The sequence below is a fragment of the Bradyrhizobium sp. WSM1253 genome (assembly GCF_000244935.1).
GTDB lineage: Bacteria > Pseudomonadota > Alphaproteobacteria > Rhizobiales > Xanthobacteraceae > Bradyrhizobium > Bradyrhizobium canariense.
In genome coordinates this window covers 5,554,443-5,575,746 of record NZ_JH600073.1, presented here as the reverse complement: position 1 = coordinate 5,575,746, position 21,304 = coordinate 5,554,443, and the positions used below count along the sequence as shown (strand labels likewise).

The 21,304-nt window shown below is 64.4% G+C and carries 18 protein-coding genes and 1 pseudogene; 4 read left to right on the top strand and 15 right to left on the bottom strand.

Annotated features, from left to right (window positions below):
- Positions 1-53 precede the first annotated feature (53 nt).
- The 12 genes from BRA1253DRAFT_RS27690 to cysG form a co-directional block, all read right to left on the bottom strand.
- Complete coding sequence (locus BRA1253DRAFT_RS27690; protein WP_007599857.1) at positions 54-842, bottom strand: 3-hydroxybutyrate dehydrogenase; 789 nt, start codon at positions 840-842, stop codon at positions 54-56.
- A gap of 1 nt (position 843) precedes the next feature.
- Complete coding sequence (locus tag BRA1253DRAFT_RS27685; RefSeq protein WP_007599855.1) at positions 844-2,019, bottom strand: patatin-like phospholipase family protein; 1,176 nt, start codon at positions 2,017-2,019, stop codon at positions 844-846.
- Between the two features lie 78 nt (positions 2,020-2,097).
- The gene (locus BRA1253DRAFT_RS27680; protein WP_007599852.1) at positions 2,098-2,601 is read right to left on the bottom strand and encodes a CAP domain-containing protein; all 504 of its coding nucleotides are present in this window, start codon (positions 2,599-2,601) and stop codon (positions 2,098-2,100) included.
- 90 nt (positions 2,602-2,691) lie between these two features.
- Positions 2,692-3,729 carry a sulfate/molybdate ABC transporter ATP-binding protein gene (locus BRA1253DRAFT_RS27675; protein ID WP_007599851.1) on the bottom strand — a complete coding sequence of 346 codons (1,038 nt, stop codon included), beginning with the start codon at positions 3,727-3,729 and terminating at the stop codon, positions 2,692-2,694.
- Complete coding sequence (cysW, locus tag BRA1253DRAFT_RS27670; protein WP_007599850.1) at positions 3,719-4,630, bottom strand: sulfate ABC transporter permease subunit CysW; 912 nt, start codon at positions 4,628-4,630, stop codon at positions 3,719-3,721. Before cysW ends, BRA1253DRAFT_RS27675 begins: the two co-directional genes overlap by 11 nt.
- Positions 4,631-4,640: 10 nt before the next feature.
- Positions 4,641-5,426 (bottom strand): sulfate ABC transporter permease subunit CysT, encoded by a 786-nt coding sequence (gene cysT, locus BRA1253DRAFT_RS27665; protein WP_007599849.1) that lies wholly within the window; start codon positions 5,424-5,426, stop codon positions 4,641-4,643.
- Between the two features lie 87 nt (positions 5,427-5,513).
- Entirely contained in the window at positions 5,514-6,527 is a 1,014-nt protein-coding gene (locus BRA1253DRAFT_RS27660) for a sulfate ABC transporter substrate-binding protein (RefSeq protein WP_088941139.1), read from the bottom strand.
- A 112-nt stretch (positions 6,528-6,639) separates the two neighbouring features.
- Complete coding sequence (locus BRA1253DRAFT_RS27655; protein ID WP_007599847.1) at positions 6,640-7,371, bottom strand: phosphoadenylyl-sulfate reductase; 732 nt, start codon at positions 7,369-7,371, stop codon at positions 6,640-6,642.
- Positions 7,368-7,883 (bottom strand): DUF934 domain-containing protein, encoded by a 516-nt coding sequence (locus tag BRA1253DRAFT_RS27650; protein ID WP_007599845.1) that lies wholly within the window; start codon positions 7,881-7,883, stop codon positions 7,368-7,370. Before BRA1253DRAFT_RS27650 ends, BRA1253DRAFT_RS27655 begins: the two co-directional genes overlap by 4 nt.
- Positions 7,870-9,525: a nitrite/sulfite reductase gene (locus BRA1253DRAFT_RS27645; protein ID WP_007599843.1), complete on the bottom strand. Its 1,656-nt coding sequence runs from the start codon at positions 9,523-9,525 to the stop codon at positions 7,870-7,872. The genes BRA1253DRAFT_RS27650 and BRA1253DRAFT_RS27645 overlap by 14 nt, the downstream gene beginning before the upstream one ends.
- An 11-nt stretch (positions 9,526-9,536) precedes the next feature.
- A complete protein-coding gene (locus BRA1253DRAFT_RS27640) occupies positions 9,537-9,854 on the bottom strand; it encodes a DUF2849 domain-containing protein (RefSeq protein WP_007599842.1) in 318 nt (105 codons plus the stop codon).
- The gene (cysG, locus tag BRA1253DRAFT_RS27635; protein ID WP_007599840.1) at positions 9,851-11,287 is read right to left on the bottom strand and encodes a siroheme synthase CysG; all 1,437 of its coding nucleotides are present in this window, start codon (positions 11,285-11,287) and stop codon (positions 9,851-9,853) included. Before cysG ends, BRA1253DRAFT_RS27640 begins: the two co-directional genes overlap by 4 nt.
- 245 nt (positions 11,288-11,532) lie before the next feature.
- Between cysG and cysD the strand changes: the two genes are divergently transcribed.
- The 3 genes from cysD to BRA1253DRAFT_RS27620 all read left to right on the top strand — a co-directional run bounded on the left by cysD (position 11,533) and on the right by BRA1253DRAFT_RS27620 (position 16,799).
- Complete coding sequence (gene cysD / locus BRA1253DRAFT_RS27630; RefSeq protein ID WP_035995422.1) at positions 11,533-12,327, top strand: sulfate adenylyltransferase subunit CysD; 795 nt, start codon at positions 11,533-11,535, stop codon at positions 12,325-12,327.
- Between the two features lie 19 nt (positions 12,328-12,346).
- Entirely contained in the window at positions 12,347-14,263 is a 1,917-nt protein-coding gene (cysC, locus tag BRA1253DRAFT_RS27625) for an adenylyl-sulfate kinase (protein WP_007599836.1), read from the top strand.
- 370 nt (positions 14,264-14,633) lie between these two features.
- Complete coding sequence (locus BRA1253DRAFT_RS27620) at positions 14,634-16,799, top strand: malate synthase G (RefSeq protein WP_007599834.1); 2,166 nt, start codon at positions 14,634-14,636, stop codon at positions 16,797-16,799.
- A gap of 152 nt (positions 16,800-16,951) precedes the next feature.
- Here the strand turns inward: BRA1253DRAFT_RS27620 and BRA1253DRAFT_RS42975 are convergent, their stop codons facing one another.
- Positions 16,952-17,107 carry a Thivi_2564 family membrane protein gene (locus BRA1253DRAFT_RS42975; RefSeq protein ID WP_007599832.1) on the bottom strand — a complete coding sequence of 52 codons (156 nt, stop codon included), beginning with the start codon at positions 17,105-17,107 and terminating at the stop codon, positions 16,952-16,954.
- 274 nt (positions 17,108-17,381) lie between these two features.
- On the opposite strand from BRA1253DRAFT_RS42975, the pseudogene BRA1253DRAFT_RS27615 reads away from it, so the two are divergent.
- Positions 17,382-19,471: pseudogene (locus BRA1253DRAFT_RS27615) on the top strand (methyl-accepting chemotaxis protein).
- 167 nt (positions 19,472-19,638) lie between these two features.
- On the opposite strand, the gene BRA1253DRAFT_RS27610 reads toward BRA1253DRAFT_RS27615, so the two are convergent.
- On the bottom strand, positions 19,639-20,292 hold the full coding sequence (locus BRA1253DRAFT_RS27610) for a DUF2865 domain-containing protein (RefSeq protein ID WP_007599831.1): 654 nt from the start codon (positions 20,290-20,292) through the stop codon (positions 19,639-19,641).
- Positions 20,293-20,309: 17 nt separating this feature from the next.
- Entirely contained in the window at positions 20,310-21,140 is an 831-nt protein-coding gene (locus BRA1253DRAFT_RS27605; protein WP_007599830.1) for a L,D-transpeptidase, read from the bottom strand.
- Positions 21,141-21,304 lie beyond the last annotated feature (164 nt).

The following is a 21,304-nucleotide window of genomic DNA, read 5'->3' as shown; positions in this document are numbered from 1 at the left end:
CAATGGTGGGCACGGCGCTGACGCGCCTTTGCCCACCCTACGGCACCGCCGAACTACTCCGCGGTCCAGCCGCCGTCGATCGACAGGTTGGTGCCGGTGATCTGCGCGGCATCGTCGCCGCACAGGAACAGCGCGAGGGCCGCGACCTGCTCGGAGGTGACGAACTCCTTGGTCGGCTGCGCGTCGAGCAGCACGTCGTTGATGACCTGCTCGCGCGTGAGATTGCGGGCCTTCATGGTGTCGGGGATCTGCTTCTCCACCAGCGGCGTCCAGACATAGCCCGGGCTGATGCAGTTGCAGGTGATCTTGCTGGTCGCGACCTCCAGCGCCACGGTCTTGGTCAGGCCGGCGATGCCGTGCTTGGCCGACACATAGGCCGACTTGAAGGGCGAGGCGACCAGCGAGTGCGCGGAAGCAGTATTGATGATGCGGCCCCAACCCTTCTTCTTCATGCCCGGGACGGCGGCGCGAATGGCATGGAAGGCCGAGGACAGGTTGATCGCGATGATCTGGTCCCATTTCTCCGGCGGGAATTCCTCGATCGGCGAGACGAACTGGATGCCCGCATTGTTGACGAGGATGTCGACCGAACCAAAACTCTTCTCGCCGAGCGCGATCATCCCGGCGATTTCGGCGGGCTTGGTCATGTCGGCGGGCGAATAGACCGCCTTCACGCCGAAATCGGACTCGATCTTGGTGCGCTCCTTCTCGATGTCCTCCGGCGAGCCGAAGCCGTTGATGACGACGTTGGCGCCGGCGGCGGCGAAGGCGCGCGCATAGGCGAGCCCGATGCCGCTGGTCGACCCGGTCACGACGGCGTTCTTGCCTGACAGACTTCCCATATTACTCGCTCCTTTTTGGCGGGGGCGCAGTGACGTCCCCCGTGAGATCGTAGGTCACCATGGTCTCGCCGGATTGCGGCCGCTCGAGCCAGTCCTTGTGGCGCATCGACAGATGCACGTCACGCACGCCGGCTTCCCAATGCTCGACCATGGCGACATGCGAGAAATCGTAATCCTTGGACGAGGATTCGTAGTTCTTGCTGCGGTAGATCAGGTGCACCACAGTCACAGTGCTTTCGCGCGATACCTTGGCAAGGAATTCCACGGAAGGGTCGTTCTTGAGATAATCGGGCAATTTGGAAATCAGGTCGCGCACGGCCCTGCGGGCGTTGTGCACCTGCTTGTTCTTGTCGGTGTTCATCCGCGTGCGGCTCGAGAAGCGGATGTCCTTCTCGCGCTCGGTCGCCTCGAGCAGCGAGGTCGGCAGATCGCCGCGAGCGCTGAAAAGGTCGATCTGGAAGATGAGAAGATCGCGGTCGGTCTCGGCGTCCAGCACGTAGTCGAGCGGCGTGTTGGAGGCGATGCCGCCATCCCAATAATGCTCGCCCTCGATCACAACGGACGGAAAGCCGGGCGGCAGCGCGCCGGAGGCCATGATGTGCTCGGGGCCGATTTTCTTGCCGAGCTTCCTGAACTCGAAATTGTCGAAATATTTGAAGTTGCCGGAAGTGACGCCGACGGCACCGACCGACAGCCGCGTCTTCAGATCATTGATGCGGTCGAAATCGACCAGACGCTCCAGCGTCTTCTTCAGCGGTGCGGTGTCGTAATAGCTCTCGGCCTGCGGGCTGCCGGGCGGCCAGAGCGGCGCGGGCGGAATGCGCGGCGTGAAGAAGCCGGGCACGCCGAAGGTCGCGATCAATGCGGCGCTGGTCGAGTTGAACAGCTCGCGGCTGTGGTCGCTCTTGCCGATCGGCTTCCACGGCACCGGCGCGGAGACCATCTCCCAGAATTCCTTGAGCCGCTTGACGCGCGTCTGCCCTTCGTTGCCGGCGATGATCGCGGCATTGACCGCGCCGATCGAGATGCCGGCGACCCAGTCCGGCTCGAAGCCGGCATGGCAGAGCGACTGAAAGGCGCCGGCCTGATAGGAGCCGAGCGCGCCGCCGCCCTGGAGGACCAGGACACGTTGCGCGTTCGCGGGGATTGTTGCGACTTCTGGACTATGATCAATCATGCGGGAACAGTAGCAGATGGCGAGCGACCGTGGCGACAGTCTGCCGCGGCGTCAATGCATCCCGGGATCAAGTCTGGCTTATCGGGCGTCCGTCGAGGCCAGGATCATGGTCCAGAACACCTTGTATTTGGTGCCGGGAGCATAGCCCGCCGCGATGCCCAATTTTGTGACACCGCTCTTGAGCATGTTGGCGCGGTGCGGGGGCGAGTCGCGCCAGCCGGAAAACGCTTCCGCCAGCGTATGATAGCCGGCCGAGACGTTCTCGACCGCAACGGTCGCCGGATAGCCGCCGGCGCTGAGGCGCTTGGCCAGCGGCGCGCGGACGTCATGGTCCATCTTGTTGGCGGCAGCCATGGCCTGGGACTGGGATTCGGCGAGACTCATCAGGGCAGGATCGATCACGACGGTCCCGAGCCCGTTATTCTGGCGGTATTGCGAGATCATGATCGCGGCCGCCTGCGCATCGAGCTTGGAGCCCGGAACGGACATATCGGCATACATGGACGGCTGCTGGACCGGTGCCTCGTTGCCGGCGCAGCCGGCGAGCAGCAAAAGAATGAGTATCGCGGCCGCGGCGCGCATGAACAGGAGCCCCCAAATCAGGGGCCGTTGTTGCATACCAACCGTGGCTGAAAGGTGAATATTGAGGAAAAATTGATCCGTCGCGCCTGCTCAGGTGCCCGCAAAGATCCGGTAGCGGCGGGGCTCCAGGCCGATCGTGTCGCCGGCGCGCAGTTCCCTGTCGCGGGGAGCGTCAATCTCGATGGTTTCTCCGCCTGATAGTGCCACCTCGGCTCGCTGCACGGGACCGAAATTCCGGACATGCCGCACGGCGCCCTCAAAGGCACCGCTGCCGGGCGGGCCAACCAACATGTCGTGTCGCCGCACGAACAGTCTTGACGCGCCAGGCGCATGCCCGTCTGCCGCGAGCCGAAGCGGCCGGTCGCCAAGCCTGACGACGCCCTCGGCGATCAGGACCGGAAGCTCGATGGATTCGCCGATGAAGCTGTGGACGAAGGCGGTCGCCGGGCTCTCATAGACGTCATCGGGCGAGCCGATCTGCTCGATCTTGCCCTTGTCCATCACCACCACGCGGTTGGCGACTTCGAGCGCCTCCTCCTGATCATGGGTGACGAAGATCGAGGTGACGTTGATCTCGTGGTGCAGCGAACGCAACCATTTGCGCAGCTCCTTGCGCACCTTGGCATCAAGCGCGCCGAAGGGTTCGTCGAGCAGCAGGATGCGCGGCTCGATCGCGAGCGCGCGGGCCAGCGCGATGCGCTGGCGCTGGCCGCCGGAGAGCTGGCTCGGATAACGGTCGGCGAGCCAGTCGAGCTGCACGAGATCGAGCAGCTCCTTGACGCGCGCGCGGATGGTCGCTTCGTCCTTGCGGATCGCGCGCGGCTGCACGCGCAGCCCGAAGGCCACGTTCTCGAACACCGTCATGTGGCGGAACAGCGCGTAGTGCTGAAATACGAATCCGACGTGCCGCTCGCGCGCGCCCTGCGCCAACGCATCCTCGCCGTTGAAGGACACCTCGCCGGAATCGGGCCAGTCGAGCCCGGCGATGATCCGCAGCAGCGTTGTTTTGCCCGAGCCAGACGGCCCGAGCAGCGCCAGCAGCTCGCCGTCATTGACCTTGAGGTCGACGCCGTCGAGGGCTTTGAAACTGCCGAACTTCTTGACGAGATTCCTGACTTCAATGCTCACTTGCGTCATGTCCTTCGTCGAGGTGATTTTCCAGAACGGTCTTGGCGATCAGCGTGATCAGCGCCAGCATCGCCAGCAGCGAGGCGATCGCGAACGCCGCGACGAACTGGTATTCGTTGTAGAGAATCTCGACCAGCAGCGGCATGGTGTTGGTCTCGCCGCGGATATGGCCGGAGACGACGGAGACCGCGCCGAACTCGCCCATCGCGCGCGCGTTGCAGAGCAGGACGCCGTAGAGCACGCCCCATTTGATATTGGGCAGCGTGACGCGGAAGAAGGTCTGCAGGCCCGAGGCGCCGAGCGAGATCGCGGCCTCCTCCTCCTGCGTGCCCTGCTCCTGCATCAGCGGGATCAACGCCCGCGCCACGAAGGGGAAGGTCACGAAGGTGGTCGCAAGCGCGATGCCGGGCACCGCGAACAGGATCTGGATGTCGTGATCGCGCAGCCAGCCGCCGAAATAGCCCTGCGCGCCGAACAGCAGCACGAAGACGAGACCCGAGATCACCGGGCTGACCGAGAACGGCAAATCGATCAGCGTGATCAGGAAGGTCTTGCCCGAGAATTCGAATTTTGCAATCGCCCAGGCCGCGACGAGACCGAACACGAGATTGAGACCAACCGAGATGGCCGCCACCACGAGCGTCAGCTTGATCGCGGACAACGCTTCCGGGTCGGCGAGCGCGGAGAGATAGGCGAGGACGCCCCTTGAGAAAGCTTGTGCGAAGACCAGGGCCAGCGGCAGCACGACGAACATGGTGAGAAAGATCACCGCCAGCGCGATGATGACGATGCGGACCGCCTTTGGCTCGGTGCGGAGATTGTTGCGTGCGGCCGCGGCATGCGCGCGTGCCCTGGCGTCCGGAGCCGAAAGTGAGACGGAATCTGCGATCTGCATCGTCATCGCATCCTCCTCAGCGCACAGGTATCCGGCTCTGCGCCCAGCGCTGGAGCCGGTTGACGGCGAAGATGATGACGAAGGAGACGACGAGCATGACGACGGCGATCGCGGTCGCGTCGGCATAGCGAAACTCCGATAGCCGGATCACGATCAGGAGCGGCGCGATCTCGGAGACGTTGGGCAGATTGCCGGCGATGAAGATCACCGAGCCGTATTCGCCGACGGCGCGGGCGAAGGCGAGCGCGAGGCCCGTGAGCAGCGCCGGCCCCAGCGAGGGCAGGATCACGCGAATGATGGTCTGCCAGCGACTGGCGCCGAGACTGCCCGCGGCTTCCTCAATCTCGGGGTCGATATCCTGGAGCACCGGCTGCACCGTACGCACCACGAAGGGGATGCCGATGAAGATCATGGCGACGAAGATGCCGACCGGCGTAAACGCCACCTTGATGCCGAGCGCGGCAAGCGGCGCACCCAGCCAGCCCTTCTCGGCGAACAGGGCGGTCAGCGCGACGCCGGCAACGGCCGTCGGCAGTGCGAACGGCACATCAACGATGGCATCGAAGATGCGCCGGCCCGGAAAGCGGTAGCGCACCAGCGCCCAGACGATGATGCTGCCCATTACCAGATTGACGCAGGCCGCCGCGAAAGCGAGTCCGAACGACACCCGCAGCGCGTTCAGGGTGCGGCGGCTGGAGAGGATGTTCCAGAATTGCTCGGGGCTCAGCTCAAGCGATTTCAGGAACAGCCCGGCGAGCGGAATCAGGATGATCAGGGTCAGCCAGGAAAGCGTCAGTCCCATGGTGAGACCAAAGCCCGGCAATGTCCGGCGTCGTGCTGCGATTACGCTCACCAGGCCCCCTGCTAAAGCCCCTCCGACGGCGCCCGATCAGTTCTTGTAAATCTGATCGAAGACGCCACCGTCGGCAAAATGTTCCTTCTGCGCCTTGGTCCAACCACCAAAAACGTTGTCGATCGTGAATAGTTCGACCTTGGCGAAGGCGTTTTCGTATTTTTTCGCGATCTCGGCATCGCGAGGACGATAGAAATTGCGCGCGGCGATCTCCTGACCTTCCTTGGTGTACCAGTACTGAAGGTAGGCGTCGGCAGCGTTGCGGGTGCCTTTTTTATCGGCGACCTTGTCGACAATCGTAACCGGCGGCTCGGCGAGGATCGACAGCGGCGGCGCGACGATCTCGAACTTTTCGGGGCCGAATTCCTTAAGCGCGAGATACGCCTCGTTCTCCCAGGCGAGCAGCACGTCGCCGACGCCGCGCTCGACGAAGGTCACGGTGGCGCCGCGCGCGCCGGTATCCAGCACCGGAACCTGCTGGTAGAGTTTTCCGATGAAGTCCTTGGCCTTGTCGGCCGAGCCGTATTTCTTCTGCGCAAAGCCCCAGGCGGCAAGATAATTCCAGCGCGCACCACCCGACGTCTTCGGGTTCGGCGTGATCACGGCAACGCCCGGCTTGAGCAGATCGTCCCAGTCCTTAATAGCCTTGGGATTGCCCTTCCGCACCAGGAACACGATGGTGGAGGTATAGGGCGATGAATTCTGCGGCAGTCGCTTCTGCCAGTCGGCTGCGGTGAGCCCTTTCCCGGCGATGGCGTCGATATCGTAGGCAAGCGCCAGCGTCACCACGTCGGCCTGCAATCCGTCGATCACCGCGCGCGCCTGCGATCCGCTGCCGCCATGCGACTGCTTGATCTCGACGCTCTTGCCGGTTTCCTTCTGATAGGCAGCCGCGAACGACTTGTTGAACTCGGCATAGAGCTCGCGCGTCGGATCGTACGACACGTTCAGCAGATTGATGTCAGCAGCGAGAGCCGAGCTTGCCAAAGAAGCCGTCACGAGGAGGCCTGCCGCGAGCGGGACGATACGGCGCATCATGTCCATCTCCATTTACCTCGACGACATCTGTGTCATCGATGGCATGCGGGCATAACTCGGGTCGAAACGCGCTCAAGTCAACGGAACCGGATTTCCTTGTTCGTAGCCGGGCAGCGCGACTGTGCTACGAAATCTTCATCGTATGGATGCCGCATTCTGTCTTCGCTCGGCCGCGCCAGCGACCGGCGCGTGCGTCCTCGCCTTCGGCCGTTCTGCTGGTGCAAGGCATACACCCAACCGACAGAAAACCGGAGGCGGCCAGTGGATGACGCGGCAATTTGGCGCGGACGAAAATCGCTTCGAGTTCCTCACGCGAGACATTGGCGAAGGGGTTGAACTTCAACCTTGTGCCATCGTCTTCGACCACAGGAATGTCGGCGCGGGTACTGCCCTGGAAGCGCTTGCGACCGTTGAGCCATGCATCGAACGGTTTCAGCGCACGCGCCAGCGGCTCGACCTTGCGAATACGGCAGCAGGCATCCGGATCGGAGAACCAGAGGTCGCGATCGCCATCCTCGCGCGCCAGCGTCTCCTCCGCCGGCTTGATCGAGCGGACATCCTTCAGGCCGAGCATCGCAATCAGCGTATCGCGATAGGCAAGCGTCTCCTCAAACAGCCAGCCGGTGTCGAGAAAAATCACCGGGATCGCCGGATCGACGTCGGCCATGACTTTCAACAGCGTCGCCGATTCCGTACCGAAGGACGACACCAGCGCGAGCTTGTCGCGACCGACCGCCTTCAAGGCCGCTGCGATGACCTCCGCGGGCGAGGCATCGCGCAAGGCACGATCAAGTTCCTGCGCCGAAGGCGGCGCAGAGCCGGATATGGGCGAAACCTGAGGCGCGATGACGCTCATGTGCCGACACCTTCGGAGTGGCGCAGCTGCATGCGCCGGTGCAGCGCGGTGATGCGGCCATCGCCGGTCGGCTGGTAGAACACCGAATAGCGCTTCGCGGTCTGCATGAAGGCTTCCGCGTCGGCCTGCTTCTTGACCTCGAAGGAATCGAAGCCGGCGCGCAGCATGAACACGAACTGGTCGCGCAGCACCTGGCCCGTGGCCCGCAATTCGCCGCGGTAGTTGTAACGCTCGCGCAGCAGCCGCGCCTGGCTGTAGGCGCGCCCGTCGCGGAAGGTCGGGAAGACCAGCGCGACCACGGCGATCTTGCCGAGGTAGGGCACCAGTTCGGCGATGTCGCGATTGTTCGGCCAGATCACGCCGACCTTGCCGGCCCGCTTGAGCAGCGTATCCACCTCGCCGATGAAACGCTCGGCCGGGACCAGGACATCGCCGCTCTCGGGTAGCGGCGTGTCGACGGCGAGCTTGACGAAGCTGTCGTCGGCGATCTTTCCGCCGTTAACGAGTGGCATAGACGCGCTCCTTGAAGGGTTCGACGCCGAGGCGCTTCACCGTGTCCATGAACAGCTCTTCGGGCCGCTCGCGCAGCGCCAGATAAGCTTCCACGATGTCCTCGACCACGTCGGCGACCTCGTCGAACTTGACGCCTGGACCGATCAGATTGCCCAGCGCGGCGCTCTCGTCGGCGCGGCCGCCGATGGTGATCTGGTAGACTTCCTCGCCGTTCTTCTCGACGCCGAGAATGCCGATATGGCCGACATGGTGATGGCCGCAGGCATTGATACAGCCGGAGATGTTGATGTGGAGCCGGCCGATCAGATTGGCGAGTTCGTGGTTGGCGAAGCGCCGCGTCAGCTCCTGCGCGATCGGAATCGAGCGCGCATTCGCCAGCGAGCAATAGTCGAGGCCCGGACAGGCGATGATGTCGGTGATCAGATTGACGTTCGGGGTTGCCAGCCCGAGCTTGTCGAGCGCCTTCCACAAGCCCGGCAGGTCGCGCTTGGCGACATGCGGCAGCGCCAGGTTCTGCTCGTGGCCCACGCGAATCTCACCGAAGGAATATTTGTCGGCGAGATCGGCGAGCGCATCCATCTGCTCGGCGGTGGCATCGCCCGGAGGCGCGCCGATCGGCTTCAGCGAGATCGTGACGATGGAATATCCCGGGTTCTTGTGCGGGGCGACCGAGTTCTTGCGCCATGCCTCGAAATCCGGATCGGCCGCGGCCTGGCGCAGTTCGTCCGGATTGTGCGGCAGCTTCTCGTAAGCGGGGTAGGTGAAACGCGAGCGGATGTCCTCGATCACCTCGTCGTCGATCTGGAGCGAGGAGTTGCGGATATGCTGCCACTCCTCCTCGACCTCGCGCGAGAATTTTTCGATGCCGAGCTCGTGCACCAGGATCTTGATGCGCGCCTTGTAGATGTTGTCGCGGCGGCCGTACTGGTTATAGACCCGCAGGATCGCCTCGATGTAGCTGAGGATGTCGCGGCCGTGGACGAAGTGCTTGATGGTCTTGGCGATGAACGGCGTGCGGCCGAGACCGCCGCCGACCAGCACCTCGAAGCCGGTTTCGCCCTTCTCGTTCTTGATCAGACGCAGGCCGATATCGTGGATCTTGATCGCGGCGCGATCGTGATCCGACGCGGTGATCGCGATCTTGAACTTGCGCGGCAGGAACGAGAATTCCGGATGCAGCGTGGTGTGCTGGCGGATCAGCTCCGACCAGATACGGGGATCCTCGATCTCGCCGGGCGCGACGCCGGCCCACTGGTCCGAGGTGACGTTGCGCATGTTGTTGCCGGAGGTCTGCATCGCATGGATGCCGACCTCGGCGAGATCAGCCAGCGCGTCCGGCAGTTCGGCGAGCTTGATCCAGTTGAACTGGATGTTCTGCCGCGTGGTGAAATGGCCGTAGCCGCGGTCGTATTTGCGCGCGACGTGGGCCAGCGCCCGCAACTGGTTCGACGCCAGCGTCCCGTAGGGGATCGCGACACGGAACATGTAGGCGTGCAGTTGCAGATAGACGCCGTTCTGAAGCCGCAGGATCTTGAACTCGTCTTCGGTGAGCTCGCCGGAGAGGCGGCGCTTCACCTGGTCGCGGAATTCCGAGACGCGCTCGTTGACGAGCGTGCGATCGATTTCGTCGTAAGCGTACATGAGAGAATGCCTTAAACCTGGACCGGCTGTCCGATGGTCACGCCGGTGCGGCGGATCTGTTCGCGCAGATTGCCGGGTTCGACCTTGCCGTCGGCGCCGACCTGTACCGGGGCGATATAGGGACCGATCGCGCCGACGTCATCGGCCACGGACTCGGCAAGCAACGCTTTCGCCTCGTCGGAGTTGCGCACGATCGCAGCTTCCGACAGGTCCGCGGACCAGCTCTTGGCGGCGGTACGGTACACCACGATGCCGTCCCAGGTGCGATTGGCGGTCACGACCGAGGGGCCGGCGATCTTGATCTTCTTCTGTTCAAGCGGGGAGGTCATTCGGCTGCATCCAATAGGTCAGAGATGATTTGCTTTGGGGTTTTCTCGGCGGTTTCGCGGCGAAGCGAGCCGGCATGCCGGACCACGTCGCCGATGATGAGAATGGCGGGACCGCCATGGGTCCGGCGCACCAGTTCGGGCAGGTCGCGCAGCGTGCCGATCGCGCCTTGCGCATCGGGACGCGTGACGCGGGCGAACACGCCGACGGGCGTCTCCGGCGAACGGCCGGCGGCCAGGAGACCGGCGCGTATGGCCGGCGCAGCCGTCATGCCCATGTAGACCACGACGGTCATCCTGGTGTCGGTCAGCGTCGACCAGTCCACGACTTCCGCGTCGCGCGCCTTGTGCGCGGTGAGGAAGGTGATGCGGGTGGCTTCATGACGGTAGGTGAGCGGCACCTCGAAATCGGCGGCGCCGCCGAGCCCTGCGGTGATGCCGGGAATGATCGAATAGGCAACGCCGGCGGCACGCAGGGCTTCGACTTCTTCGCCGCCGCGACCGAACACGAAGGGATCCCCGCCCTTCAGCCGCACCACGCGCTGGCCGGATTGCGCGGCCTCAATCATGCGCTTGTTGATGGCGTCCTGCCCGATGCCGGGCTTGCCGACGCGGCGTCCGACCGGCACGCGCGTGGTGTCGCGGCGGATGCGATCGAGAATCTCGGGCGAGACCAGCTCGTCATGGAAGACGATATCGGCGTCCTGGAGCGCGCGCAGCGCCTTGATGGTGAGCAGATCCGGATCACCCGGACCGGCGCCGACCAGCGCGACCGAGCCTTCCGGCTTGTCGGCCCGCGCGAACGCGGATGGATCGGAGATCGCCTTGAGCGCAGCGTCCGCCTCGCTTTTGCGGCCGGCCAGAACGGCGGCGCCGATCGGGCCGTCGATGATGCGCTCCCAGAAGCGGCGGCGCAGCGGAAACTCGGCAATACGTTCGTTGATGGATTTGCGGAAGCCGCCGATGAATTCGGCCAGCTCGCCGATGCGCGCCGGCAGCAGCGCCTCGATCTTTTCGCGCACGCGCCGCGCCACCACCGGCGACGTGCCGCCGGTGCCGACGGCGACGACGACATCGCCGCGATCGACGATCGCCGGGAAGATGAAGCTCGAATGCGCGAGATCGTCCATGACATTGACCGGCAGGCCGAGTGCCTTGGCGCGGGCCGACATCGCCACGCCGACATCGCCGGCGCCGGCGCAAACGACGGCGATGATGCCCGAGAGATCGGCGGTCAGCGGGTCGGCGGCCGCGATGTTGATACGCGCCGCGTCCTCGGAGCTCAGACCCAGGTCCTGATTGCCGTCGATCGCATGCACGCGGATGCGCGCACCGGCAGCGGCCAGAACGCGCAGCTTGGCGCGCAGAAGCTCACCCGCACCGATGAGGACCACCGGACCGGCCTTGAGATCGAGGAACACCGGCAAGAACCGCATACGATACTCGCTCCCCCCAGATCCGGGGTTGACTGGAATTATTTTCTATATATGTGTCGTTTCTAGCGCGCAAAGAGAAAATTTTTTCTTCTCTCTTGCACCGCAACTATAGAATTTTCGCCTCCAAACGCAAAGTGGCAGAGATGCATCTTCTCAAGGACAATTCCACCGCTGGCGGGCTGAGCAGCCCCGCTCTCGCCGAGCGCGTGCCCGCGCAAGAATTTTCTGCCGACCTGGCACCGAGCATGGACCATCTCGACCAGCTCGAGGCCCAGAGCATCTATATCTTCCGCGAAGCCTTCGGCCGCCTCAAGAAGATTGCCCTGCTGTGGTCGCTCGGCAAGGACTCCAACGTCATGATCTGGCTGGCGCGCAAGGCGTTCTTCGGCCGTCTGCCGTTCCCGGCCCTCCATGTCGACACCGGCAAGAAGTTTCCGGAGATGTATCGCTTCCGCGATCACTACGGCAAGAAATGGGATCTCGATCTACGCGTCGAGCCCTGCCCGCCGATTGATGCCGTCGACCCAACGTTGCCGCCGGCTGCCCGTTCCGCCGCGCGCAAGACCGAGGGCCTCAAGATGGCGCTCGCCAAATACGGTTTCGACGGACTGATCGCCGGCATCCGCCGCGACGAGGAGGCAACGCGCGCCAAGGAGCGCGTGTTCTCGCCGCGCGGCTTGGAGGGCAATTGGGACGTGCGCGATCAGCCGCCGGAGTTCTGGGACCATTTCAATGCGTCGCCGCCGCAAGGCGCGCATTTGCGCATCCATCCGATCCTGCATTGGACCGAGTCCGATATCTGGGCCTACACCAAGCGCGAGAACATCCCGATCATCCCGCTGTATCTGTCGCAAAACGGCAAGCGCTATCGCTCGCTGGGTGATCAGGACATCACCAATCCGGTCGCCTCAAACGCGTCGACCATCGACGAGATCCTGATCGAACTCGAGCAGACCAAGGTGCCGGAACGTTCCGGCCGCGCGCTCGATCACGAGACCGAGGACGCTTTCGAGCGCCTGCGTGTCGCCGGCTATCTCTGATCAAGGACGCGAGCGTCGTATGAACATGATCGTCACCCCCGCTTCGCCCGCCACCCCGAACGGCACCACGCGTCCGCAGGTCCGCATCGTCATCGTCGGCCATGTCGACCACGGCAAGTCGACGCTGGTCGGCCGCCTGCTGCACGAGACCGGCAGCCTGCCCGACGGTAAGCTCGACATGCTCAAGGCCGTCAGCGCGCGGCGCGGCATGCCGTTCGAATGGTCGTTCCTGCTCGACGCGCTCCAGACCGAGCGCGACCAGGGCATCACCATCGACACCACGCAGATCCGCTTCCGCACCAATTCGCGCGACATCGTGCTGATCGACGCACCCGGCCACGCCGAATTCCTGCGCAACATGATCACCGGCGCCTCGCAGGCCGACGGCGCGGTGCTGATCATCGACGCGCTCGAAGGCGTGCGCGACCAGACAAGGCGGCACGGCTATCTCCTGCATCTGCTCGGCGTGAAGCAGGTCGCTGTCGTCGTCAACAAGATGGACCGCGTCGACTTCTCCGCCGAACGCTTCAAGGAGATCAGCGACGAGATCTCGGCGCATCTGCAAGGCCTCGGCGTGAAGCCCACGGCCGTGATCCCGATTTCCGCCCGTGACGGCGACGGCGTCGCCGAGCGCACCGACCGCATCGACTGGTACAAGGGTCCGACCGTGGTCGAGGCGCTCGACCGGCTCGAGCCGGCGCGGCCGCTGGAAGCGCTGGCGCTGCGCCTGCCGGTGCAGGCGATCTACAAATTCGACGATCGCCGCATTGTTGCGGGCCGGATCGAATCCGGCAGCCTGGTTGCCGGCGACGAAATCGTGATCATGCCGGCCGGCAAGATCGCCAGGATCAAGACGGTCGAGAGCTGGCCGGTGACGCCGGTCGCAGGACGTCAGGGCGCAGGCCGCTCGGTCGGCATCACGCTCGACCGCGAGCTGTTCCTCGAACGCGGCGATATCATCGCGCATACGAACAGCGCGCCGCGCGAGACGCGACGGCTGCGCGCGCGGATCTTCTGGCTGCACGACAAGCCGCTGGCCAAGGGCGACCAGCTCCTGGTTCGCTGCGGACCGAAGGAAAGCCGCGCCACTGTCGTCGCAATCGAGAAGGCGGTCGATCCCGGCGAGCTGTCGAGCGTCGAGAACAAGGCGATCGGGCGCAACCATGTCGGCGAGATCGACATTTCCCTTTCGAATCCGATTGCCACCGATCCCTACACCGAGAATCCGCGCACCGGCCGTCTCGTGATCGAGGTGTCCGGGCGCATCGCCGGCGGCGGTCTCGTGCTGTCGGTCGACGCCGGTCAGCGCGCTCTGCCCGTCGACATCGTGCCGGTGGAATCCGCGCTGCGGCCCGACGAGCGCTCCGCGCGCTATCGTCACAACGGCGCCGTGGTCTGGCTCACCGGCCTCCCCGCCTCCGGCAAGTCGACTCTCGCAAAAGCGCTGGAGCGGCGGCTGTTCAGCAATGGCGGCTCGCCGATCCTGCTCGACGGCGATACGCTACGCGCCGGGCTCAACAGCGATCTCGGCTTCTCGGCCGCCGATCGCAGCGAGAACATCCGCCGTCTCGCCGAAGTCGCGACGCATCTCGCCCGCAACGGCCACATCGCCATTGTCGCCGCCGTCTCGCCCGCCCGCGAGGACCGCGCCACCGCGCGCCGCATCGCCGACACTGCGTTCCGCGAGATTCACGTCGCGACGCCGGCGGAAATTTGCGAGGAGCGCGACCCCAAGGGCCACTACAAGAAGGCCCGCGCCGGCACGCTCGCGTCGTTCACCGGCATCGGCAACGACTACGAGACGCCGCAAGCCGCTGAGCTCGTGATCGACACCTCGACGCGGACGGTCGCCGAGGCGGCGGACGAGATCGAACGGATGCTCAAGACGACCGGCGTGCTGTTCGACGAACTCGTGGACCTCGCCGCGAATATTTGAGCCGGGCTGCTGCCCCGACCCGTGCTGTCGTCCTGGCGAAGGCCAGGACCCATACCGCGTGATTTATCGGTTGGGACGGCAGCAGTACCGGGACGAGTCTTCGCCTAACTCCTCCCTGGGGTAATGGGTCCTGGCTTTCGCCAGGACGACGCCGGGGAGAGATCGCGCCGAATGCTTCAGCAGCGGGCATCAAGGGCACGGCGCGTCCGCGCTCCCCACCTCGTCTTGACATTTTGACAACTTTTGGGGGCCTTCTCACGGCCCCGATTTTGGGGCTAATAAGACCCCGAAAGCCGCTCCTTGGAGCGCATTTTGCTGCTGTCGGGTCAAAAGCAGCCAAAAACAGCCATTTCCAACAAGAAAGCCCATCATGAAACGCGTCGACGCCCACGGATTGAAGATCGCTCCCGTCCTGTTCGATTTCATCGCCAAGGAAGCGGCCCCGAAGACGGGGATCGCGCCGGATGCGTTCTGGGCCGGGCTCGCCGCCATCATCAAGGAGTTGGGGCCGAAGAACCGCACGCTGCTCGCGGTGCGCGACACGTTGCAGGCCAAGATCGACGACTGGCACCGCGCCAACAAGGGCAAGGCGTTCGACCTCAACGCCTATACGGCCTTCCTGAAGGAGATCGGCTATCTCGTCCCGGAGCCGGCGACGCAGAAGGTCGAGACCGAAAATGTGGACGAAGAGATCGGCAAGATCTGCGGCCCGCAGCTCGTCGTGCCCCTGACCAACGCACGCTACGCGCTGAACGCGGCGAATGCGCGCTGGGGCTCGCTCTATGACGCCTTCTACGGCACCGACGCGATCCCGCACGATTCATCCGAGAGCGGCAAGGGTTACAACAAGGCGCGCGGCGACAAGGTGATCGCCAAGGCCAAGGCCTTCCTCGATGCCGCCGTGCCGCTGGCGACCGGCAGTCACACCGACGTCACCGCCTATAGCGTGGTCGCGGGCCAGCTCGCGGTGAAGCTGAAGAGCGGCAACGCCACCGCGCTGAAGAACGCCGCGCAATTCGCGGGCTTCCAGGGCGACGCAGCCGCACCGAGCGCGGTGCTGCTCGCCAACAACGGCCTGCATGTCGAGGTGAAAATCGACCGCACCAGCGCGATCGGCAAGGACGATCCGGCCGGCGTCGCGGACATGGTCATGGAGTCCGCGGTCTCCACGATTCTCGACATGGAAGACTCGGTCGCGGCCGTCGATGCCGAGGACAAGGTGCTGGTCTATCGCAACACGCTCGGCCTGATGAACGGCACGCTCTCGGCCGATTTCGAGAAGGGCGGCAAGACGCTGACGCGCTCGCTCAACGACGACCGCAGCTACAAGACGCCTGACGGCAAGGGCGAAGTGAAATTGCACGGTCGCAGCCTGCTCCTGATGCGCAATTGCGGTCACCACATGTTCACCGACGCGGTGCTGGACGAAAAGGGCGAGGAGATTCCGGAAGGCCTGCTCGACGCTGCCGTCTCCGGGCTTCTTGCTGTCCATGACTTGAAAGGCAACTCCAAGGTCAAGAACAGCCGCACCGGCTCGGCCTATATCGTCAAGCCGAAGATGCACGGCCCCGACGAGGTGTCGCTGACCTGCGAGATCTTCGACCGCGTCGAGAAGATGCTGTCGCTGCCCGAGAACACGCTCAAGGTCGGCATCATGGATGAGGAGCGGCGCACCACCGTCAACCTCAAGGCCTGCATTCAGCGCGCCTCCAAGCGCATCATGTTCATCAACACCGGCTTCCTCGACCGCACCGGCGACGAGATCCACACCTCGATGGAGGCGGGTCCGATGATCCGCAAGAACGAGATGAAGGCGCAGCCCTGGATCAAGTCCTATGAGGACTGGAACGTCGATATGGGCCTGACCTGTGGCCTGCCCGGCCATGCCCAGATCGGCAAAGGCATGTGGGCCGCGCCGGACAAGATGGCGGACATGCTGGCGCAGAAGCTCGCCCATCCGCAGGCCGGTGCCACCACCGCCTGGGTGCCCTCGCCGACCGCCGCGACGCTGCACGCGCTGCACTACCACCAGGTCAACGTCACCGCGCGCCAGCAGGAGCTCGCCAAGGGCGGCCCACGCGCAAAGCTTTCCGACATCCTCACCATCCCGGTGTCGAAGTCGAACTGGGCGCCCGACGACGTCAAGCAGGAGATCGACAACAATTGCCAGGGCATCCTCGGTTACGTCGTGCGCTGGATCGACCAGGGCGTCGGCTGCTCCAAGGTGCCTGACATCCACGACGTCGGCTTGATGGAGGATCGTGCCACCTTGCGCATTTCCAGCCAGCACCTCGCCAACTGGCTACACCAGGGCGTCATCACCGAAGCGCAGGTGATGGAATCGCTCAAGCGCATGGCGGTCGTGGTCGACAAGCAGAACGCGGGCGATCCCCTCTACAAGCCGATGGCGCCCGCCTTCGACGGCACGGCCTTCAAGGCGGCTAGCGACCTCGTCTTCAAGGGGCGCGAGCAGCCGAACGGCTACACCGAATACATCCTCACCGCCCGCCGCCGCGAGGCCAAAGGGGCGGGATAGGCCCGAATAGGCGAGCACCAAAAGCCCCGGCTCACGCCGGGGCTTTTTTGTTGGCGCAGCAGCCCGGATGGAGTGGAGCGTAATCCGAAGCCGCTATCGATTGGGGCAAGACCCGGATTGCGCTGCGCTCCATCCGGGCTACGAAAGCGCGGCTAGAACACGGCCAGATATTTCAGTAGCGACACGATGCCGATGATGATGACGACGACGCGCGCGATCTGCTTGGCGCGGCCGTCCATCGGCAGCATGTTGATGAGATAAAGTACGAGAATGACGACGAGAAAGGTGACGAGTACGCCGACCAGCATCGCTAGGACCCCCCTTTAGGCAAAATTGCTGACCCTCTCCTAACGCGCAACTCCCGGCTTGGTTCCATCGACGCAACCCTCTGCAACTTCTAGTAAATACGTACTTCTACGATCAGCCGGCCGGCCTAAAACTTTACCCTTTTCCTTTGAGATGCGGAAACCGTTTGGGCCGTGAGCCGCAAACGGCATGCGATTGCCTCGTCTTACGGGCCCCTTTTTCTGTTGTTGCCGGGGCGACTTCACGAACTTTGTATTGGGAATTGGGGGGACTTCGATGCTGAATCGTCTGACCGTATCCGCGCTGCTGAAGGCGGTGATCGCGATCACGTCGGTCTGCGTGGTGATCGTGCTCTCCCTTACCGCCTACGAGTCCTGGGATCGCCTGAAGACCGCCAATCGCATCTCGCAGATCGCCGACACGTCCGCCGATCTGTTCAAGGCGATGCACAATCTGCGCACCGACCGCTCGACCACGGTCCGCCTGCTGAACGCGACCGAGCCGATGGACGGCGAAATCGAGAAATATCTGCGCGCCCTGCGCGATGCCCAAATGCCCGCCATGGCGCGCTCGCGCTGCTGCCGGCCATGGACTTTCCGCAATCGGGCACTCTGGTACCGGAGCTCGCGCGCCTCTATAAGCTGCTGATCGAGGAGCAGAAGCAGTTCTGGGAGGATGTCGCCAAGCCGAAGGACCAGCGCCGCGCCAGCCTGCCCAAGGAATACATGGAAACGACGCAGGGCCTGCTCGACACGCTCGACAAGCTCTCGAACACGTTGGCCGCCACCGTCAATCACCTGGACGCCGCGATCGACCAGTTGCTGTCGATCAAACAGAACGCCTGGCTGCTCCGCAACACAGCAGGCGAAGCTTCGCTGATCGTCTCGACCGGGCTGGCCGCCGGCAAGATCACGCCGGAGGGCCGCTACGCCTATACCCAACATGTCGGCGGCACGAGCGCGATGTGGAAGGCGCTGGAGTTGTCGACGGCCGGCATGCAGTTGCCGGCGGGGCTCGCCTCCGCGATGGCCTCCGCCAAGACCTCCTATTTCGAGCCGCAGTATCTGGCCTTGCGCGACCGTCTCGCGGACGCGCTGGTCAAGGGTGAGAAGCCCGAGATGACGGCGAACCAATGGAGCCCGCTCACGGTCGGCCGGATGGCGAGCGCGGTCGCAGTGGCAGAAGGTGCGCTCGATGCTGCCAAGATCCACACCCAGGAGCAGCGCGGCGCCGCAGAGCGCGCACTGATCGTACAGCTTACGCTGCTGGCGCTCGCCGTGGGGCTTGCCGTCGGCGCGATCATGCTGGTCAGCCGCCGCGTCATCACTCCGCTCAACACCATCCGCGACGCCATGCTGAAGGTCGCCGGCGGCGACCTTGCTGTCGACAGCGGCTATCTCGATCGCAACGACGAGATCGGCGCGCTTGCCGGCGCGCTGGAGACCTTCAAGCAGCAGGCCAACGAGAAGCTCACGATCGAGGCGCAGGAGCGCGAACGCAATGCGGGCGCCTCCGCGCGCCAGCGCGCCGTCGAGACCTATGTCGGCGAGTTCGAGGGCGCGGTGCGCAAGACGCTCGGCGAGTTGAGCGAAGCCTCCGGCGAGATGCGCAAGACCTCGGGCGATCTCTCCGCGGTGTCGCGGCAGACCAACGACCGCGTTCAGGTCGCGGGCAAGGCCTCCAACGACGCCTCCATGAGCGTCGACAGCGTCGCCGCCGCAGCGGAAGAGCTCAGCGCCTCGATCAACGACATCAGCCAGCAGGCCGCGCATGCCGCGGGTATCGCCAGCCGCGCCGTGACCCAGGCACGCGAGACCGACGGCACGGTGCAGGGACTTCAGAAGTCGGCCGGTCGCATCGGCGAGGTCGTGGGCCTGATCAACACCATTGCGCAGCAGACCAATTTGCTCGCGCTCAACGCCACGATCGAGGCCGCCCGCGCCGGAGAAGCCGGGCGTGGCTTTGCCGTGGTCGCCTCCGAGGTGAAGTCGCTGGCGAGCCAGACAGCCAAGGCGACCGAGGAGATCTCCGAGCAGATCGCCGACATCCAGAAGGTCGCGGGCGACGCCATCAGCGCGATCCAGACCATCGGTGGCATCATCGGCGAAGTGAACGAGGTCGCGACCGCAATCGCTGCCGCCGTGCAGGAGCAGGGTGCGGCCACGCAAGAGATCACCCGCAGCACTCAGTTTGCGGCGCAGGGCACCAAGAACGTCTCGGACAACATCACCGGCGTCAAATCCGATGCTGACGCTGCTGCCGCCGCCGCCGACAACGTGAAGCATGCCTCCGAGATGCTGGAGAGCCAGAGCCGCCAGCTCGGCCATGAGGTCAGCGACTTCCTCGGCAAGATTCGCGCAGCGTAGCGTGGGTATATGGGAACGACGAGCCACACATGCCGGTGTCGTCCTGGCGAAAGCCAGGACCCATAGCCACCCCACTCTGCAAGGGGCAGGCTGGTGGTCAGCGGTGTGGGGGCAACACCGGCATTTGGGGTAATGGGTCCTGGCTTTCGCCAGGACGACCTTGAGGGCTACTCCTTCGCCACCACCGGCACTTGGCGGAATCTTGCGCGCACCGAATCCGGCAGCGGGGAGAAATTCATCGCGACACCGCGGCGGTCGTTGGCATTGCGGCTGGCGACCACCAGGCCGTCGGCGCCCGCGACGATGTCACCCTTGCGCAAGGTGGGATCGTCGTCGACCTTGACCTGAGCGAGCCCGACCGGATCCTTGCCGTTGCAGGTGCAGCCTGAGACAATCTCATTGCGATAGCGGAACGCGTTAGGCAGGTCGGAATAGGATTTCCCCTTCTCCGTGGTCGCGTCGTCGATGTTGCCGCCATAGACCAGCGACGTCTCCGAGGCCGGGCAGAAGCTCTTGCAGGATTGCGCCTTGCTCTCGGAATCGTTTCCCTGCGCCGGGAAGTAACGTCCGTCGCAGCCGCGCACGCAATAGGCCGTGCCGCCGCCATAGGACGCCCGTTGACGCGGCGCGTCGTAGCGTGGCGTGTCATCGGTCTGGAACGGCATGCGAATCTCGGGCGCCGGTCGCCCGCGGAAGCCGCCGAACAGCGCCGAGAAAAAGTCCTCCGCATGGGCCGATGGCGTCAGCGCGAGGCCGACGGAGGCAACGGCGACGAACGCCACCGCGCCACCGGCGAGTTTGCCGATCGAACGTCTCTTCATGTGACCTCACACGATCCTTAGTTCACGGCCGAATTCGAAACGTTCAGCGCCTGCCGGCCCGAGGGCAGCGCCGTCACGGCCGGGCGCTTGCGCACGGAATCGCTACCTTTCGCCATCAGCGGCGCGTTCTTCGGCAGCACAACGACCTTGGCGCCGACATTGACGCGGCCGAACAGGTCGGTGACGTCCTCATTGGTCATGCGGATGCAGCCGGACGAGACGAACTTGCCGATCGTGGTGGGATCGTTGGTGCCATGGATGCGGTATTCGCTCGACCCGAGATACATCGCACGCGCGCCGAGCGGATTGCCGGGGCCGCCAGCGACGAAGCGAGGCAGATAAGGTTGTCGCGCAATCATCTCAGCCGGCGGATGCCAGTCCGGCCATTCCGCCTTGCGGCTGACGCTCTGCACGCCCGACCAGGTAAAACCCTCGCGCCCGACGCCGACGCCATAACGGATGGCGCGGCCCTGGCCGAGCACGTAATAGAGATAAGTATTGTTGGTATCGATGACGATGGTACCGGCCGGCTCGCTGCGGTCGAAGCTGACAATCTGCCTGCGCAGGCGATCGGGCAGCGCGGCATCCTCGTCGGCGGCCTGCGCGTTCGGGCTTGCATAGCCCTGATTCGCATAGCCTTGGTTCGCATAGCCTTGGTTTGCATACCCTTGGCTCGCATAACCCTGCGAATAGCCCTGGTCCTGCGGGTAGGGCTGATGCGGATAGGTGTAGCCCAGCGTCTGTGCGCTCGCGGCGCCGAACGGCACTGCCAGCAAAGCGGTTGCGAACGCGAATGCGGTGATGCGGCGCGGCGATATGCGGCGTCGGACTGCAGAGAACTTCGTCATGTGCTGCCCCGTTGGATGCCTGCATCAGGGTGATGCGCTGGTTCGATCAACGCGGCCGAGCCGATACAAGTTCCGCTGCGGGATGCAGCAGCAACGTCACAGTCAAGCGAGCACCTCTTCACGAAGCCGCGATGGAACCCGCAGGGCGCTTGGACGTTCTCCCG

What these genes read in the sequence shown, in the direction of transcription:
- BRA1253DRAFT_RS27690 (WP_007599857.1), bottom strand. Translation starts at nt 842, where the DNA reads ATGGGAAGTCTGTCAGGCAAGAACGCCGTCGTGACCGGGTCGACCAGC.
- BRA1253DRAFT_RS27685 (WP_007599855.1), bottom strand. Translation starts at nt 2,019, where the DNA reads ATGATTGATCATAGTCCAGAAGTCGCAACAATCCCCGCGAACGCGCAA.
- BRA1253DRAFT_RS27680 (WP_007599852.1), bottom strand. Translation starts at nt 2,601, where the DNA reads ATGCGCGCCGCGGCCGCGATACTCATTCTTTTGCTGCTCGCCGGCTGC.
- cysW (WP_007599850.1), bottom strand. Translation starts at nt 4,630, where the DNA reads ATGACGATGCAGATCGCAGATTCCGTCTCACTTTCGGCTCCGGACGCC.
- cysT (WP_007599849.1), bottom strand. Translation starts at nt 5,426, where the DNA reads ATGGGACTGACGCTTTCCTGGCTGACCCTGATCATCCTGATTCCGCTC.
- BRA1253DRAFT_RS27660 (WP_088941139.1), bottom strand. Translation starts at nt 6,527, where the DNA reads ATGGAGATGGACATGATGCGCCGTATCGTCCCGCTCGCGGCAGGCCTC.
- BRA1253DRAFT_RS27655 (WP_007599847.1), bottom strand. Translation starts at nt 7,371, where the DNA reads ATGAGCGTCATCGCGCCTCAGGTTTCGCCCATATCCGGCTCTGCGCCG.
- BRA1253DRAFT_RS27650 (WP_007599845.1), bottom strand. Translation starts at nt 7,883, where the DNA reads ATGCCACTCGTTAACGGCGGAAAGATCGCCGACGACAGCTTCGTCAAG.
- BRA1253DRAFT_RS27645 (WP_007599843.1), bottom strand. Translation starts at nt 9,525, where the DNA reads ATGTACGCTTACGACGAAATCGATCGCACGCTCGTCAACGAGCGCGTC.
- BRA1253DRAFT_RS27640 (WP_007599842.1), bottom strand. Translation starts at nt 9,854, where the DNA reads ATGACCTCCCCGCTTGAACAGAAGAAGATCAAGATCGCCGGCCCCTCG.
- cysG (WP_007599840.1), bottom strand. Translation starts at nt 11,287, where the DNA reads ATGCGGTTCTTGCCGGTGTTCCTCGATCTCAAGGCCGGTCCGGTGGTC.
- cysD (WP_035995422.1), top strand. Translation starts at nt 11,533, where the DNA reads ATGGACCATCTCGACCAGCTCGAGGCCCAGAGCATCTATATCTTCCGC.
- cysC (WP_007599836.1), top strand. Translation starts at nt 12,347, where the DNA reads ATGAACATGATCGTCACCCCCGCTTCGCCCGCCACCCCGAACGGCACC.
- BRA1253DRAFT_RS27620 (WP_007599834.1), top strand. Translation starts at nt 14,634, where the DNA reads ATGAAACGCGTCGACGCCCACGGATTGAAGATCGCTCCCGTCCTGTTC.
- BRA1253DRAFT_RS42975 (WP_007599832.1), bottom strand. Translation starts at nt 17,107, where the DNA reads ATGCTGGTCGGCGTACTCGTCACCTTTCTCGTCGTCATTCTCGTACTT.
- BRA1253DRAFT_RS27610 (WP_007599831.1), bottom strand. Translation starts at nt 20,292, where the DNA reads ATGAAGAGACGTTCGATCGGCAAACTCGCCGGTGGCGCGGTGGCGTTC.
- BRA1253DRAFT_RS27605 (WP_007599830.1), bottom strand. Translation starts at nt 21,140, where the DNA reads ATGACGAAGTTCTCTGCAGTCCGACGCCGCATATCGCCGCGCCGCATC.